This window comes from Picosynechococcus sp. NKBG15041c, assembly GCF_055380235.1.
The window spans coordinates 1,414,103-1,428,102 of the sequence record NZ_AP040363.1; the positions used below are offsets into that span (position 1 = coordinate 1,414,103).

Below are 14,000 nucleotides of genomic sequence, written 5' to 3' on the forward strand. Positions count from 1 at the left end.
GTAATACCACCGAAGAAAAAGTCTTACCCCGTTCTTCGGTCCCCTAAATCGAGTACCCTTGAGCCAGTAATGGCGATCGCCAAAAGTCCCTGTACAGAGCATGATTTGGATCCCAATAGCCATCGGTTGTGGCACCGCTGCCGTCATCTGTTTCGTTTGGCAACAACGTCAGCAGCAACAGGTGCGAAAAATGCTTTATTCCTACAGCGAGCACCCTGGCGATGAGCTGCTTTTTACACCGCTCTCCTCTATCCGTCGAGAACTCAAGAGCCTCTATGAAGAAAAAAAGAAACTCCAAGCCGAATTAGACCAGTGGTATCGTGTGGTGGAATATGCCCCCTTTGGCTATCTGCGGGTTGATATGGACAATCAATTGATCCTATGTAACCCAAAGGCACGCCAGCTGCTTTGTCTTAACCGCTGGCAAGAGGGGCAAATCCGCCTCCTCCTAGAATTAGTCCGCTCCTACGAACTAGACCAACTCATTGAAGCGACCCGTAAATCGGGGGTGGCCCAAAGTCGGGAATGGGAATTTTTTCCGAGCCATGACGCCCAGACCCTGACCGATGGACCAAACCAACCAGTACACCTGCGGGGAACTACTGTGCCCCTCAGTCGGGGTGATGTGGCGGTTTTTCTCGAAAATCAAGAACCGATCCACATCCTCAAGCGTTCCCAAGAAAAGCTGCTGGCAGATCTGACCCATGAACTGCGCACGCCCCTGACCTCTATGCGCCTCTTGGCTGAAACCCTCGAACAGCGTTTGACGGGTCGAGAGCTCAAATGGGCCGGCCAAATCCTTAAGGAAATTAATCGCTTATTTTATCTGGTGCAGGACTGGTTAGAGCTGAGTCATTTGGAGTCTCATCCCCACCAGGTATTGAGTTATCAAACCTTTGATCTCGTGAAATTGATCGCCGAAGCTTGGGAAACTCTAATGCCCCTCGCCCAACAAAAACAAGTCACCCTCCAATATCAAGGGCCGGAGTCTCTAAAAATGACCGCCGATGGCGATCGCCTAACCCAGGTTTTTCTGAACCTGTTTGACAATGGCATTAAATACAACCCTGCGGGGGAAGCGATCATTGTGAATCTCGTGCTGCTAGGGGCAGACCCAGAGCGAGTAACGGTGGAGGTGATTGACCAGGGGATTGGCTTTCATCCCGATGATTTACCGTTCATTTTTGAGCGGTTGTACCGGGGTGACCAGGCAAGGACGAGACAGGGAAATAGCGGTGATTTGCGCCAGGGAAGTGGCTTGGGATTGGCAATTGTCCAAGAAATCATTGCGGCCCACGGGGGAGAGATCACAGCCCGTAACCACCCGAAATACCACGGTGGCTGCTTGACTTTTACCTTGCCCCTCCAGCTCCCTAGCGAGGATCTTGATGCTTAAGTTTTTCCCAGAAGATTGTGAGTAGGTAGACCACAATCAAAAAGTAAATTTGTGCTGGCATTTTTTGCTCCTCCACTACCTGGGTGGGGCGATCGCCTTTTGTGCTGCCCAGAGACCGAAAACTACGCCAAAAAGTTTCTGGGTCAGGATAATGGGCGGTGGCTGGTTATTTTTTTATGCCATAGGGGGGATGATGATTCTGTTCCCTATGACCCAAATCGTCTAGTGGGTGAAGTTTAAAGATTGTCAATGCTGTGGCCTGGGCTGCCAGGATTACTGTTTGCGGGCACACCACTGATCACTAATTGGGTGATCGCGATTGGGATGGGCGCTCGATTGTTCCTTGGACTCGAGTGCTATTGAGGGTCAAGCCTAGGGCCTGGGACGCCCGAATATTTCCTTCAATGACTGCACCATGGGTGATTAAGGTTCCCATGGGTTGGACGGTGATGTTTCCTTTGACAACGGTTTGACGCAGGGTGCAGGTCGCCCCGGAGGGGACTTCGAGGTTACCGATGGCGATCGCCCCGAGGTTCCCCTTACATTGAATAGTCTGCGCCAGGGCTAGACTCGGCTTAAACCCATTTAACCCAAGGGTTAGGGTCAGCCCCAAGCCGAGGTAGACGAAGCGTAGCGGATTGTGATGAGAACCCATAAAAAATGGCCTAGATAAGGGGGGAAATGGGAGGAGTCCAGACTTTATTGCTCTAACTCTAAAATGCTTTTTGGAAATAAAGGGAGCTTAAATATTTTGTGAGAACTTTTTCATGGAATGTGGCCCAGGCGATCGCTACACAGGTCAATTAACAGCGGAATATTGGGGCGACGCTCTGGGATGCGCGCACTGATCGCGATGTGACGCAGAAGAGTTAGGGTTGTATAAATATCGATTGCTTCCCCCATGGGCTGAGAGTCCCCTGGGTGATGCTGACAAAAGGCAACTTTTAAGGCCCGTTCGCGGTTCGCCAGGGTCACCGGGTTTCCATAGGTGCGTAGACTTTGCTCGGTGATGTGGGCAATAAAATTCCCGAGATCCACCGCCGGATTGCCCAGGCAGTAGAGGTCGAGATCGACTAACCAGAGACGATCGCCATCGACAAGAATTTGATCGGCATAAAAATCCCGGTGAATGGTCGTGGTTGGCAAAGACAGTTTTTCGAGGGTTTTTCCCAGCTGCTCACTGTGACGTAAGAAATCTAACACTAAGCTTTGCCATTGGGGTTGTTGCTGGGCAAAGATCTGGAGGCAATCGCCAAGGATCCGGAGTTCATCGGCAAGGGTATGTTGGCGCGTAGTGGGTACGGGATGGCAATGAATTTTGTGGCTCAGAGCGGCAACTTTCGCCATCAAGGGTAAACCCCGATCCGTCGGGAGGAGGGCCGTTAAAGGCTCTCCAGGTACGTGACGCTGCAGCCACATCCGCCAAGGTTCGACAACGCCGAGGGGTTCTGGCACGGCAAAATGATTGCCCAGGCGATCGCCAAAGGCCTTTTCCCAGAGAGCTCGTTGGCAATGGTAACTATTGCGGTCAGTGCCTTTGGCGCGAATTTTCCCAAGGATTTGTATATTTCCCGTGCTGGTTTCGAGGTGATAGGCAATCAAAGCCCGTCGCCCTGGTTTATGCCGCACTAGGTGCGCTTGGGTTACCCCCTGGAGATGGGGAAAAAGGGCTTTAAACTCTATTTGGGCGGCTCGGCAATCAAGGGCTGTGGCCAGCCAGGGCATAGTGGGGTCGGCGATCATTGCACTTGTCATGGCAACAATGTGAGTTTGGCTGCACCTTGGGCGATCGCCAAAATATCTTCGGCGATGTGCTCCCAGGTGTGCCGCTCGAGCACAAAGGTGCGAGCCGCCTGGCCTAATTTGTAACGCTGCTCAGGCGATCGCCATAGTTGTTCTAGGGCTTGGGCTAAGGCCTGGGGCTCCCCCGGTGGACACAAAATGCCAGTCACGCCATGGTCAATAATGTCCGTCAGTTGCCCAATGGCGCTGGCAACCACTGGCAACCCCGCAGCCATGTATTCCATGACCTTGAGGGGAGAAAAATAAAAGGTTTCGCTGGCAGGATAGGGGGCCACAGCCACATCCATTTGCCCAAGCCAATAAGACACGGCTTCTGGATCAACGGCCCCTGTCCATTGCACCTGGGAGGTTAAATGTCGTCGGGCGATCGCCTCTTCGAGGACGGCCCTTTGGGGACCATCGCCTACGATCAACAGTCGTGCTTCCGGTACGTTTTGGTGGAGCTGCATCAAGCCATCGACCAAAATATCAAGACCATGCCAGGGCTTGAGAGAACCGACGAAACCGATGGTAAATTGATCTGTGGTGGTCTGCCGTCGTACGTCCTGGGGGAAGCGTTTGGGGTTCACTCCATTGGGCATTACAAATAGGCGATCGCCCTGCACCCACTGGGCTAAATAAGCTTTGACCCCCGCCGATACCGCGATTAAAGCCGTCGCTCCTTGAAATGCTTGGGTGGCCACCTGTTGTGCCAAATCAGTATGAATCAAATCCCGGTGGGTAGCCTGTTCTTCGATGAGCGGAGCATTGACCTCTAAAATGCCCGGAATACCTAGCTGCTGGGCTGTGGTCATCCCCCCCATAGACCAGAGAGAATAGCGCTCATAGATAAAATCATAGGGAGCCAAGGCGAATAGAAGATCCTGTAGATCAGCGTTGAGGGCCAGGAGCCTTTTTTCTCGGGTGGCCAGATCGCCCTTGGGTACTGCGGGCAGTTGGTGCACCACCAGGTCAGTGAGGTCGACTGGGGGTGCCCCCCCAAGGCGAGCGGCGATCAGGATGACCGTTGCTCCCTGGCTACGGAAGGCCCGGATCATCTCCTGTACGTGGATCGATGCCCCTTTGCAACCAAAAACAGGAATACCTGGATCTGCGCAAATATAGATGATTTTCATCGGTAGAGAACCTCCTGGGACAGGCTTGAAGTGAGCGATCGCCCGCACCTTAGAATGGAAATCGTTGTTGGCATCGAGAAACAAGACCATTGAGCGGCCATAGATATCACGCCAAAGACCTCCCTAGGATGCTTGGGCAGTAAAGCTGGGGGCCGCCAATACATGACTTAGGGCGAGGGGAAGCCGTTGGGTGGCCTGGAGATTGAGAGTAAAATCCGTGGGAGGTACTGAGGGAGTACCCTGGAGCCAAGTGGTTAAATTTTTAGTATTGACTTGGTTCGGGTGAAGCACGTCGACAAGTCCCAATTGCTTCAGGCGATTGGCCCGGAGCCATTGTTCCTGACGGGGGGTAATGCGGGGAATAATGAGAGCTTGTTTGCGGAAGGACAGAATTTCGCAGGTGGTGTTGTAGCCCCCCATGGTAATCACCCGTTCAGCGGCGGCCATTAGCACCGTTGGCTCTGGGTGGTAGGGCAAAATGATGAGATTGGGGTTGTGTTGGGCGATCGCCTGGAGCTTCTTACAAACCGGTGCCGGCATAAATGGCCCCGTTAACAGCACCCCTGGTAGTTGAGCGCTAAAGGGCATTTGGGCGAAGGCGATCGCTAGGGCCGCGCCATCTTGACCGCCGCCGACGGCCCCTAATACAAATCGCTCGGGTAAGGCCAACTGGTGGAGATTTTTGCGCCAGGGCTGGGCCTTCTTGCGTAGGCGATCGCGTTGGTCGAAATAGCCCAGGGGCTGCATTTTAGCGATGATATCTGGGGCAAAATGGTACTCTCGGCGCAGATCATAGACCTGGGGATCTCCGTAGATCCAGACCGCATCATAATAACGGCGAATGGCCGTCTCATTGTCCGCCCGTTGCCAATCCCGCCGCACGGCTTCCGGTTGGTCGAGCACATCCCGTAAACCCAGCACGCAGCGTATCCGGGGATGTTTTTGAATGTAGGCCAAGCTGAGGTCTAATTCCCGCTCTACTCCCCGGGGCACATTGTCCACAATAAAAACATCGGGCTGAAACTGTTCGATCGCCGTCAAAATCAACTGCGATCGCCAAGCAATAATTTTGCCCAATGGTAGATATAGATGGCGTGACTTGTAGGAACCATCTGCCTGTTTTTTGAGAGCTGGTAAATTGAGATAATCGATGCCGGCAGCGGCTAAGGTTTCATTGCCTTGACCCGTTCCTGTAATCACTAGAATTTCGACAGGTAAGGCCGAATCTTGAAGTGTTTGGGCAATAAGTAAATTTCGTCGCTTATGACCAAGGCCCATGGTGTCGTGGGAATAGAGCGCGATCCGGTACCGAGATTTCTGCCCCTGGGGAGAAGGGCGAGAGGCTCGTGGACTTTTGATGGATGATTTTTTAGGCGATCGCCGTTGAGTCTTCCGTTGTTCCTGGGCTGATTGCATGGACGCGTACCTCTTCGCTTGGGGTTAGCCTGCGATCGGTTATCAAACAACATTTATCAGGCTATCTAACCTAGGATGCTCTGCTTCCCTAAGCCTCCGGTGAGGATTGTATGAGAAAGCCTTCATCAAAAAAGTGAAGATTCATTCGCCATTGTAGAGGATCTCATCCACCGCAGCCTGGAGGTGTTACCCATGCTTCGTTACAAAAAAAATCAAAAAACAATTTTTCTTATTCAGATCTTATGCCAATTCCAACAAAGCTTAAAGGTTCACTGCTTTTTGTTATTTCCTATCAAGAAAAATCGAAATCTCTTTAAAATTAAAAGTATCAACACCTGTGCTAATCAGTCGATTTTAAGAGGCTGGCTTTAAAAAATTACCACCACTATTTAACAAGGAAAAAATTGTTAAATGCTCCTCAAAATATCCTTAATATTTACCCTGTTTGAGCACCGCTCTTCAACGAAAACCATCAATAGCGACAAACCCTAGACCTCCACCGTAGGATATCTATGATGATTACCACGATCGCGACCCTAGATGCTAACGAAGCTGTGGCAAAAGTCGCCTACAAGCTCAATGAAGTCATCGCCATCTACCCCATTACTCCCGCTTCACCGATGGGCGAATGGGCGGACGCATGGGCAGCCCAAGGGTATAAAAATCTCTGGGGAACTGTGCCAAGTATTATCGAAATGCAGAGCGAAGGCGGTGCGGCGGGGGCTGTCCATGGGGCATTGCAAACGGGTTCCCTCACCACGACCTTTACTGCTTCCCAAGGGTTGATGTTGATGCTCCCGAACCTCTACAAAATTGCGGGGGAATTAACCTGTGCGGTAATCCATGTGGCGGCGCGATCGCTGGCGGCGCAGGGATTATCGATTTTTGGGGATCATGCTGATGTGATGGCGGCACGTTCCACAGGATTTGCGCTCCTCTGTTCCGCTTCGGTACAGGAGGCACAGGATTTAGCGTTAATTGCCCATGCCGCAACCCTGAAAAGTCGGATTCCTTTCCTTCACTTTTTTGATGGGTTCCGCACCTCCCACGAGATTCAAAAAATTGAATTACTGGACGATGGGGTCTTACGGGAATTAATCGATGATGAGGCGATTTTTGCCCACCGTGCCAGAGCCTTAACCCCCGATCGCCCAGTGATGCGGGGTACGGCTCAAAACCCCGATGTGTATTTTCAAGCGCGGGAATCAGTGAATCCATTCTATGAAAAATGTCCGGCGATCGTACAGGAGATGATGGATCGCTTTGGGGCATTAACAGGACGGGCTTATCAACTCTTTGAATACCACGGCGCACCCGATGCAACTCGTGTATTGATGTTGATGGGTTCCGGTTGTGAAACAGTCCATGAAACGGTGGATTATCTTAATGCCCAAGGGGAAAAAGTTGGGGTGGTTAAAGTTCGTTTATATCGCCCCCTTGATGTCTCTGCTTTAGTGGCGGCTTTACCTAAAACCGTTGAAAAAATTGCCGTTTTAGATCGCACCAAAGAACCAGGGGCTGGGGGCGAACCGCTGTATTTAGATGTCGTTTCTGCCTTGATGGAAGCTTGGGAAGGCACAATGCCAAAGGTTGTGGGGGGACGCTATGGCTTGTCGTCTAAAGAGTTTAATCCGGCGATGGTGAAGGGGATTTTTGATGAATTAAAGCAAGAAAAACCCAAGAATCATTTCACCATTGGGATCGACGATGATGTCACCCATATGTCCCTTGCCTATGATCCTGAATTTTCTACCGAACCGGATAATGTTGTGCGAGCGATGTTCTATGGTTTGGGTGCGGATGGCACAGTGGGCGCGAATAAAAATTCCATCAAAATTATTGGGGAAGAAACGGATAATTATGCCCAAGGTTATTTTGTTTATGACTCGAAAAAATCGGGGGCGGCGACAGTTTCTCACCTACGTTTTGGTCCGAATTTAATTCGCTCCACCTATCTAATTAGTCAAGCAAATTTTATCGGTTGTCATCAATGGAATTTCCTCGAAAAATTTGATGTTCTCAAGGATGCAAAAAATGGGGCAACGTTCCTCTTAAATAGTCCCTATGCAGCGGATCAAGTGTGGCATGAATTACCCATTGAAGTCCAAGATCAAATTGTTCGGAAAAATCTTAAACTCTATGTAATTAATGCTAATAAAGTTGCCCGTGAAAGTGGCATGGCGGGGCGCATTAATACGGTGATGCAAACCTGTTTCTTCGCGCTGTCTGGGGTGCTACCTAAAGATGAGGCGCACTCGCCAGAGGCGAGATCCACATGGTGGATCGCCAAAATTAAGGAAGCGATCACGAAGAGTTACAGCAAGAAAGGGGCAGATATTGTCACCATGAATATGCAGGCGGTGGATAATACCCTTGCGAACTTGTTTGAAGTCAAGATTGGAGAGGTCAATAGTTCCATTCGGAAGCCTCCCGCCGTGTCCCCCGATGCACCGGATTTCATGAAAAATGTGCAAATTCCGATGCTGATCAAAGAGGGCGATCGCCTACCTGTGAGTGTGTTGCCCTGTGACGGAACCTATCCGACAGGTACTTCTAAATGGGAAAAACGGAACATTGCCGAGTCGATTCCGGTGTGGGATCCCGATGTTTGTATCCAGTGTGGCAAATGCGTCATGGTTTGTCCCCATGCGACTATTCGTGCCAAAGTTTATGAGCCAAATCTGTTAGGAAATGCGCCCGAAACATTCAAAGCAATTGATGCGAAGGATAAGAGTTTTGCGGGTCAAAAATTCACAATTCAAGTGGCTCCAGAAGACTGTACTGGCTGTGGCATTTGTGTTGATGTTTGCCCTGCAAAAAATAAGGCGCAACCGTCCCTCAAAGCAATTAATATGGCGGAGCAATTACCGCTGCGGGAACAGGAAAGAACGAATTGGGACTATTTCCTCAGTTTGCCTTTGCCCGAACGCCGTGAATTGAAACTCAATCAAATCCGTGAGCAACAACTCCAAGAGCCGCTCTTTGAATTCTCTGGAGCCTGTGCAGGGTGTGGGGAAACGCCCTACATCAAACTGATCTCCCAATTATTTGGCGATCACACGGTGATTGCCAATGCGACGGGTTGTTCCTCTATTTATGGCGGCAATTTACCCACAACGCCCTACACTACTAATGCAGAAGGAAGAGGCATTGCATGGTCGAATTCTCTCTTTGAAGATAATGCCGAATTTGGTTTAGGCTTCCGTCTTTCTATTGATAAACAAGCCCAATTTGCGACGGAATTACTCCAACGTTTAAGCGGCGAGATTGGTGATAATTTAGTCGGTGAAATTATTAACGCTCGCCAAGCTAATGAAGCCGATATTTGGGAACAACGGCAACGGGTGCGGGAACTGAAAAATAAACTCGCAAATCTCCATTCTCCCGATGCAAAACAGTTAGAAACCCTCGCCGATTATCTTGTGAAAAAATCCGTTTGGATCGTCGGAGGAGACGGTTGGGCGTATGACATTGGGTTCGGCGGTTTGGATCACGTCATCGCAGGGGGCAAAAACGTCAATATCTTGGTCATGGACACCGAAGTCTATTCCAACACAGGCGGACAATCCTCCAAAGCCACACCCCGCGCCGCCGTCGCCAAATTCGCAGCAGGGGGCAAACCCGCCTCGAAGAAAGATCTCGGTTTAATCGCCATGACCTACGGCAACGTGTACGTAGCATCCGTGGCAATGGGAGCCAGAGACGAACATACATTACGCGCTTTCCTCGAAGCCGAAGCCTACGATGGACCTTCCTTGATCATCGCCTACAGCCACTGCATCGCCCACGGCATTAACATGACCACCGCCATGACGCACCAAAAAGAATTGGTGGAAAGCGGTCGTTGGTTGCTCTATCGGTACAATCCCGACCTCAGAGCCGAGGGTAAAAATCCCCTGCAACTGGATAGCCGATCGCCAAAAGGTAGCGTTGAAAACTCGATGTACAAAGAAAATCGCTTCAAGATGTTAACCATGACGAAACCTAAAGAGGCGAAGGCACTACTCAAACAAGCCCAAGAAGATGTCGATACCCGTTGGCAGATGTACGAATATTTGGCAAAACGTACTGAAGAATAAATTCCCCTAGTCCCCAGAAACTCCCTCTTCATTTAGGGGGGGGTGGGGCTTCCTAAACCTTTTAACATCACTGGAGAAATATCATGGATTTGACAACAAACTATCTGGGTTTAACCTTGCGATCGCCTTTGATTGTTGGTGCTGCTGCTCCCCTCACTGAAGAACTCGATAATCTCAAAAAAATGGAAGATGCTGGAGCCGGGGCGATCGTTCTTCATTCCTTATTTGAAGAACAAATCCGTAAGGAAAAGCTCGAACTACATCACCATTTTACCTACGGCACTAACGCCTTCGCAGAAGCCTTAGATTATTTTCCGGAAAATGCCTCTAACGTCTTCCATGTGGGCGTAGAAACCTATTTAGAGCATATCCAGACCGCCAAATCCATGGTGAGAACTCCGATTATTGCCAGCCTCAATGGTTCCCATGAAGGGGAATGGGAACACACCGCTCAACTGATGGAACAGGCCGGGGCCGATGCAATCGAATTAAATATTTACACCGTTCCCACGGATATACATAAGGGTGGCTCGGAGGTGGAATATGAATACATTAAGATTGTGCGCACCGTCAAAGAAAACCTGAATATTCCCGTGGCAGTAAAATTGAGTCCATTTTTTAGCAATATGGCTAATATGGCCAAGCGCCTTGTAGAAAATGGTGCTGATGGTTTGGTGTTTTTTAATCGTTTCTATCAGCCAGATATCGACATCGAAAATCTTAAAGTCACCCCTGATTTGATCCTCAGCAGTTCCCTTGATATGCGTTTGCCCATGCGCTGGATTGCAATTCTCTATGGACGGCTTGATGTAGACTTTGCTGCCACTAGTGGGATCCAAAAAGGCACCGATGCGATCAAAATGTTAATGGCTGGTGCAACAGTCACAGCTCTAGTTGCCACTTTGTTACGCCATGGGATTGGTCACATTGCAACGATAGAACAGGAGATGATTCAGTGGTTGGAAGAGCATGAGTATCTTTCCCTTGAACAACTACGGGGTAGCATGAGTCAGATCAATTGTCCCGATGAGAGTGAGTACGAACGGGCACAATACATGCGTGCGATCCAATCCTATCACCCAGATACCAGTATTCTTTAGGGACATTTTGTAAAAGTCTCCTAAAAGAATTATCATTTGCAATCAAGAAAACTTCTTTTTTAAAAGTCTTAATAAAAAAAGCAACTCTTGGATTTTTGTCAATCCAAAACGTCTTGGAGGGTTTTTTTGTGACGATTGATCTCAAGCCTGACAATTGTCTTATAATTCTGACGTAAAAGTTTGAATTTTTTAAACCCATGAAAAAAAATCCTTAGCTTGCTTCTCCTTGCGGGCCTAGCTTCATCAGCTTTTCCTGCTCCAGTAGAATCAATGGATCTTTTATCCTGTGATGATTTGGCATTTGTTGCCGATGACTTGGCCTACATTAGCGACGGTATGGCAGAAGGAGTTCCTATCGAAGAAGGAGATGAATTAGATTCTGCTTTAGCTGATGTGGTTGACGCGCTTTATTCTGTGGCAGAATCTGAAGAAAATGAAATTCTGTATGATGCTGCTCTCAGCCTTGACTATGCTTGGGAAGAGATGGATCGTGACGCTTTTGTAGATGCTTTAGATGTCGCTGTTTATGAATTTGATAGCATCTATATTGCTGAATGTAGTGAATAATATTCATGTCTTGATGGACTAATTTATAGGGCAACGAATTCTACTGAATTTATCTATTTATTAGTTTATTGAACAGAACAATCTTTTCCTTTAAGGAAATTTTTCCCCATGGTTTTAATCGCGATGGGGATTTTTCTTTTTGTCGCATTGTTTTATGAAAAAGAACCTATCTGCCTATTTTTTCAGAGCATGGGCGATCGCCCGGAGAGCGCGTTTATCAGACAACATCCAAGGATGGAAGGGAATCGGTAACTGAATTTCTGCGCCGATGGGAAGCTTTGTGCTGTCTGCCGGGAGAATCATCAGGTCAAAGGGCGTCCAAAGACAGGTTACTTTTATGTGCCCTAAGGCGATCTCCACATCCTGATTCAGATCCTGGAGTAATTCGCTATTAGGGCGCATCTGACGAATGCCTGGTAGGGGGAGGCTGTAGGCCGAAATCGTTCCTTGATTAGGGGCTGAAACACTCACATAACGCTCTACCCGTACATTGCCTCCTAGGCGTTGCAGATAGTAGCGGGTGACGATACCCCCCATACTAAAACCGACTAAATCTAATCTTTGTTCCGGTGCAAAGGTGTCATGAACATAATCTTGTACCTGCTGGGCCAAGTAGGGCAACGGTTGTCGGCCATCATTCGGTTTCAAGTCGATCGCATGCACTGTGCGGCCCCGGTTTTCTAAATATTGCCTCAGGGGATTAAAAACCCGTTGTCGGTCTAAAAAGCCGTGGATCAGCAGCACTGGATTAGGGAAAAAATCAGGGTTCATTGAAAAAATCTGAGAATCTTTTACAATTTTATTAAGAACCTTTACAAAATTTGGTTATGGCTCACCCTAGCTTGGCGGAACTTTCCCAGAAACTTGAAAGCGAAAACTCCAAAGATCGCATGTTGGCATTAGCTCAGTTACGGGATGTGGCGCCCCTAGAAGCAATGCCATTGATCAAAAAAGTGCTGGATGACGAAGTCCTACAAATTCGTTCGATGGCGGTTTTTGCCCTGGGCATTAAACAGACAGAAGAATCTTACCCCCTATTAATTCGGCTATTGGAAACAGACGGTGACTATGGGATTCGAGCCGATGCAGCGGGAGCTTTAGGTTATCTCCAGGATGAGCGGGCCTTAAAACCGCTGCTACGGGCTTTTTATGAAGATACATCTTGGCTGGTGCGCTTTAGTGCGGCGGTGTCTTTGGGGAATTTGGGGCGCCCGGAAGCAAAAGATGCCCTCGTTCAAGCTTTAGGGAGTGGTGAGGCGATCTTAGAACAGGCGGCGATCGCCGCCCTTGGTGAAATTGGTGCAGTGGATACAGTCGATCGCCTAGTTGAGTTTGTATCCTCTGACAATTGGCTGGTGCGGCAACGGTTAGCAGAAGCCCTTGGCGCCTTGCCCTGTGAAAAAAGCTTGGCGGCAGTGAAGTTTCTGACCAAAGATGACCATCCCCAGGTGCAAGAGGCGGCCCAATTTAGTTTGCAAAAACTCGAAGTCGAAGCCTAGTGGTCCCCCACAAAACAGTTCTACTGACTTCTTTTCGGCCGTGGCTGGTGCACCATGTTTCTAATGCTTCAGATGACCTGTTGGCCCGCCTAGAAGCAGCTAATTTAGATTTTGCGGACTTTGTTTTTCTCCGTCAGTTGCCTGTGGAAACGGCGATCGCCAGTGAAAAAACAATCCAGGCGATCGCCCAATACCAGCCTGACCTTGTGGTGTGCTGTGGCATGGCCGAAACGCGCGATCGCCTGACGGTAGAATCCCAAGCTTTTGACAACAATCGATCCTACCAAACCAGCCTTGATCTAGCTAAGTTAACCGCATCCCTCCGGTTTACAGAGGTGAGTAACGATGCCGGAAAATTTGTCTGCGAAGGCTTATATTTTCGGGTGTTGCAATACTTAAAAACATGGCGACCCCAGGCCGCTGGTTTATTTTTGCATGTGCCCCTCATCACCCCAGAAAATGAAATTTTCATCTGGCAAGATACGATCGCAATGCTCCGTTGGTTAACGCAGATTGAGTCGCACAAATCAGGTTATGACCACTGACCCAGCTAAGAAATTAAAGCGGCTCCGCGCCCTAAGTCAATGGCTCGATAGTGCTGTGGCGATCCCTGGGACAAAATATAAAGTTGGCTTTGATCCGCTCATTAGTCTCATCCCAGGCATCGGCGATTACGTGGGTCTGATCCTGGCCAGTTATGTGATCTTTGAATCAGCAAAATTGGGGGCAAAGCAAGAAACCCTGGTCAAAATGGCCTTAAATATCTTGGTGGATAGTGCGGTGGGTACTGTTCCCCTCGCGGGGGATATTTTTGATGTGGCCTGGAAAGCGAACGAAGCCAATCTCAAACTGCTCGAACAGGATTTACCTGAAATGTACAGTGACCTTGCTCCTGGAGAAAAAGCCCCTATTAGTTGGCTCCCTTTGGTCTTAATTTTTGGGGCGATCGCCTTAATTTTGTTGCTCAGTAGTTTTTTGGCGATTTGGTTGTTGCGGGCGATATTTGCGGTGATCGCCCCATAGAT

General features: G+C 49.1%; 12 protein-coding genes. 7 read left to right on the forward strand and 5 right to left on the reverse strand.

The features are described 5' to 3' along the window. Positions 1-100 precede the first annotated feature (100 nt). Entirely contained in the window at positions 101-1,396 is a 1,296-nt protein-coding gene (locus tag ACZ45B_RS06880; RefSeq protein ID WP_024545620.1) for a PAS domain-containing sensor histidine kinase, read from the forward strand. Between the two features lie 301 nt (positions 1,397-1,697). On the opposite strand, the gene ACZ45B_RS06885 is transcribed toward ACZ45B_RS06880, so the two are convergent. The 4 genes from ACZ45B_RS06885 to ACZ45B_RS06900 form a co-directional block, all read right to left on the reverse strand. Continuing rightward, positions 1,698-2,051 carry a hypothetical protein gene (locus ACZ45B_RS06885; RefSeq protein WP_024545619.1) on the reverse strand — a complete coding sequence of 118 codons (354 nt, stop codon included), beginning with the start codon at positions 2,049-2,051 and terminating at the stop codon, positions 1,698-1,700. A gap of 110 nt (positions 2,052-2,161) precedes the next feature. Further along, complete coding sequence (locus ACZ45B_RS06890) at positions 2,162-3,151, reverse strand: phosphotransferase (RefSeq protein WP_024545618.1); 990 nt, start codon at positions 3,149-3,151, stop codon at positions 2,162-2,164. After that, a complete protein-coding gene (locus tag ACZ45B_RS06895; RefSeq protein WP_236612431.1) occupies positions 3,148-4,404 on the reverse strand; it encodes a glycosyltransferase family 4 protein in 1,257 nt (418 codons plus the stop codon). The genes ACZ45B_RS06890 and ACZ45B_RS06895 overlap by 4 nt, the downstream gene beginning before the upstream one ends. Positions 4,405-4,437: 33 nt before the next feature. Next, complete coding sequence (locus ACZ45B_RS06900; RefSeq protein ID WP_024545616.1) at positions 4,438-5,730, reverse strand: glycosyltransferase family protein; 1,293 nt, start codon at positions 5,728-5,730, stop codon at positions 4,438-4,440. Positions 5,731-6,242: 512 nt separating this feature from the next. On the opposite strand from ACZ45B_RS06900, the gene nifJ reads away from it, so the two are divergent. The 3 genes from nifJ (at position 6,243) to ACZ45B_RS06915 (ending at position 11,476) form a co-directional block, all read left to right on the forward strand. Next, a complete protein-coding gene (gene nifJ / locus ACZ45B_RS06905; RefSeq protein ID WP_024545615.1) occupies positions 6,243-9,809 on the forward strand; it encodes a pyruvate:ferredoxin (flavodoxin) oxidoreductase in 3,567 nt (1,188 codons plus the stop codon). 83 nt (positions 9,810-9,892) lie between these two features. Further along, positions 9,893-10,909, forward strand: a complete 1,017-nt coding sequence (locus tag ACZ45B_RS06910) for a dihydroorotate dehydrogenase-like protein (RefSeq protein WP_024545614.1) — start codon at positions 9,893-9,895, stop codon at positions 10,907-10,909. Between the two features lie 270 nt (positions 10,910-11,179). Continuing rightward, positions 11,180-11,476 carry a hypothetical protein gene (locus ACZ45B_RS06915; RefSeq protein WP_024545613.1) on the forward strand — a complete coding sequence of 99 codons (297 nt, stop codon included), beginning with the start codon at positions 11,180-11,182 and terminating at the stop codon, positions 11,474-11,476. Between the two features lie 174 nt (positions 11,477-11,650). Here ACZ45B_RS06915 and ACZ45B_RS06920 read toward each other — a convergent pair whose 3' ends face one another. Then, positions 11,651-12,247: an esterase/lipase family protein gene (locus tag ACZ45B_RS06920; RefSeq protein ID WP_024545612.1), complete on the reverse strand. Its 597-nt coding sequence runs from the start codon at positions 12,245-12,247 to the stop codon at positions 11,651-11,653. Between the two features lie 56 nt (positions 12,248-12,303). On the opposite strand from ACZ45B_RS06920, the gene ACZ45B_RS06925 reads away from it, so the two are divergent. Genes ACZ45B_RS06925 through ACZ45B_RS06935 form a run of 3 tightly spaced genes read left to right on the forward strand, consistent with a single transcriptional unit; the run spans position 12,304 to position 13,998 of the window. Continuing rightward, on the forward strand, positions 12,304-12,975 hold the full coding sequence (locus ACZ45B_RS06925; RefSeq protein ID WP_024545611.1) for a HEAT repeat domain-containing protein: 672 nt from the start codon (positions 12,304-12,306) through the stop codon (positions 12,973-12,975). Continuing rightward, positions 12,975-13,520 (forward strand): pyroglutamyl-peptidase I family protein, encoded by a 546-nt coding sequence (locus ACZ45B_RS06930; protein WP_024545610.1) that lies wholly within the window; start codon positions 12,975-12,977, stop codon positions 13,518-13,520. Before ACZ45B_RS06925 ends, ACZ45B_RS06930 begins: the two co-directional genes overlap by 1 nt. Beyond that, a complete protein-coding gene (locus ACZ45B_RS06935) occupies positions 13,510-13,998 on the forward strand; it encodes a DUF4112 domain-containing protein (protein ID WP_024545609.1) in 489 nt (162 codons plus the stop codon). Before ACZ45B_RS06930 ends, ACZ45B_RS06935 begins: the two co-directional genes overlap by 11 nt. Positions 13,999-14,000 lie beyond the last annotated feature (2 nt).

Coding starts and splice junctions, on each gene's coding strand:
- ACZ45B_RS06880 (WP_024545620.1), top strand. CDS start 101: ATGATTTGGATCCCAATAGCCATCGGTTGTGGCACCGCTGCCGTCATC.
- ACZ45B_RS06885 (WP_024545619.1), bottom strand. CDS start 2,051: ATGGGTTCTCATCACAATCCGCTACGCTTCGTCTACCTCGGCTTGGGG.
- ACZ45B_RS06890 (WP_024545618.1), bottom strand. CDS start 3,151: ATGACAAGTGCAATGATCGCCGACCCCACTATGCCCTGGCTGGCCACA.
- ACZ45B_RS06895 (WP_236612431.1), bottom strand. CDS start 4,404: ATGGTCTTGTTTCTCGATGCCAACAACGATTTCCATTCTAAGGTGCGG.
- ACZ45B_RS06900 (WP_024545616.1), bottom strand. CDS start 5,730: ATGCAATCAGCCCAGGAACAACGGAAGACTCAACGGCGATCGCCTAAA.
- nifJ (WP_024545615.1), top strand. CDS start 6,243: ATGATGATTACCACGATCGCGACCCTAGATGCTAACGAAGCTGTGGCA.
- ACZ45B_RS06910 (WP_024545614.1), top strand. CDS start 9,893: ATGGATTTGACAACAAACTATCTGGGTTTAACCTTGCGATCGCCTTTG.
- ACZ45B_RS06915 (WP_024545613.1), top strand. CDS start 11,180: ATGGATCTTTTATCCTGTGATGATTTGGCATTTGTTGCCGATGACTTG.
- ACZ45B_RS06920 (WP_024545612.1), bottom strand. CDS start 12,247: ATGAACCCTGATTTTTTCCCTAATCCAGTGCTGCTGATCCACGGCTTT.
- ACZ45B_RS06925 (WP_024545611.1), top strand. CDS start 12,304: ATGGCTCACCCTAGCTTGGCGGAACTTTCCCAGAAACTTGAAAGCGAA.
- ACZ45B_RS06935 (WP_024545609.1), top strand. CDS start 13,510: ATGACCACTGACCCAGCTAAGAAATTAAAGCGGCTCCGCGCCCTAAGT.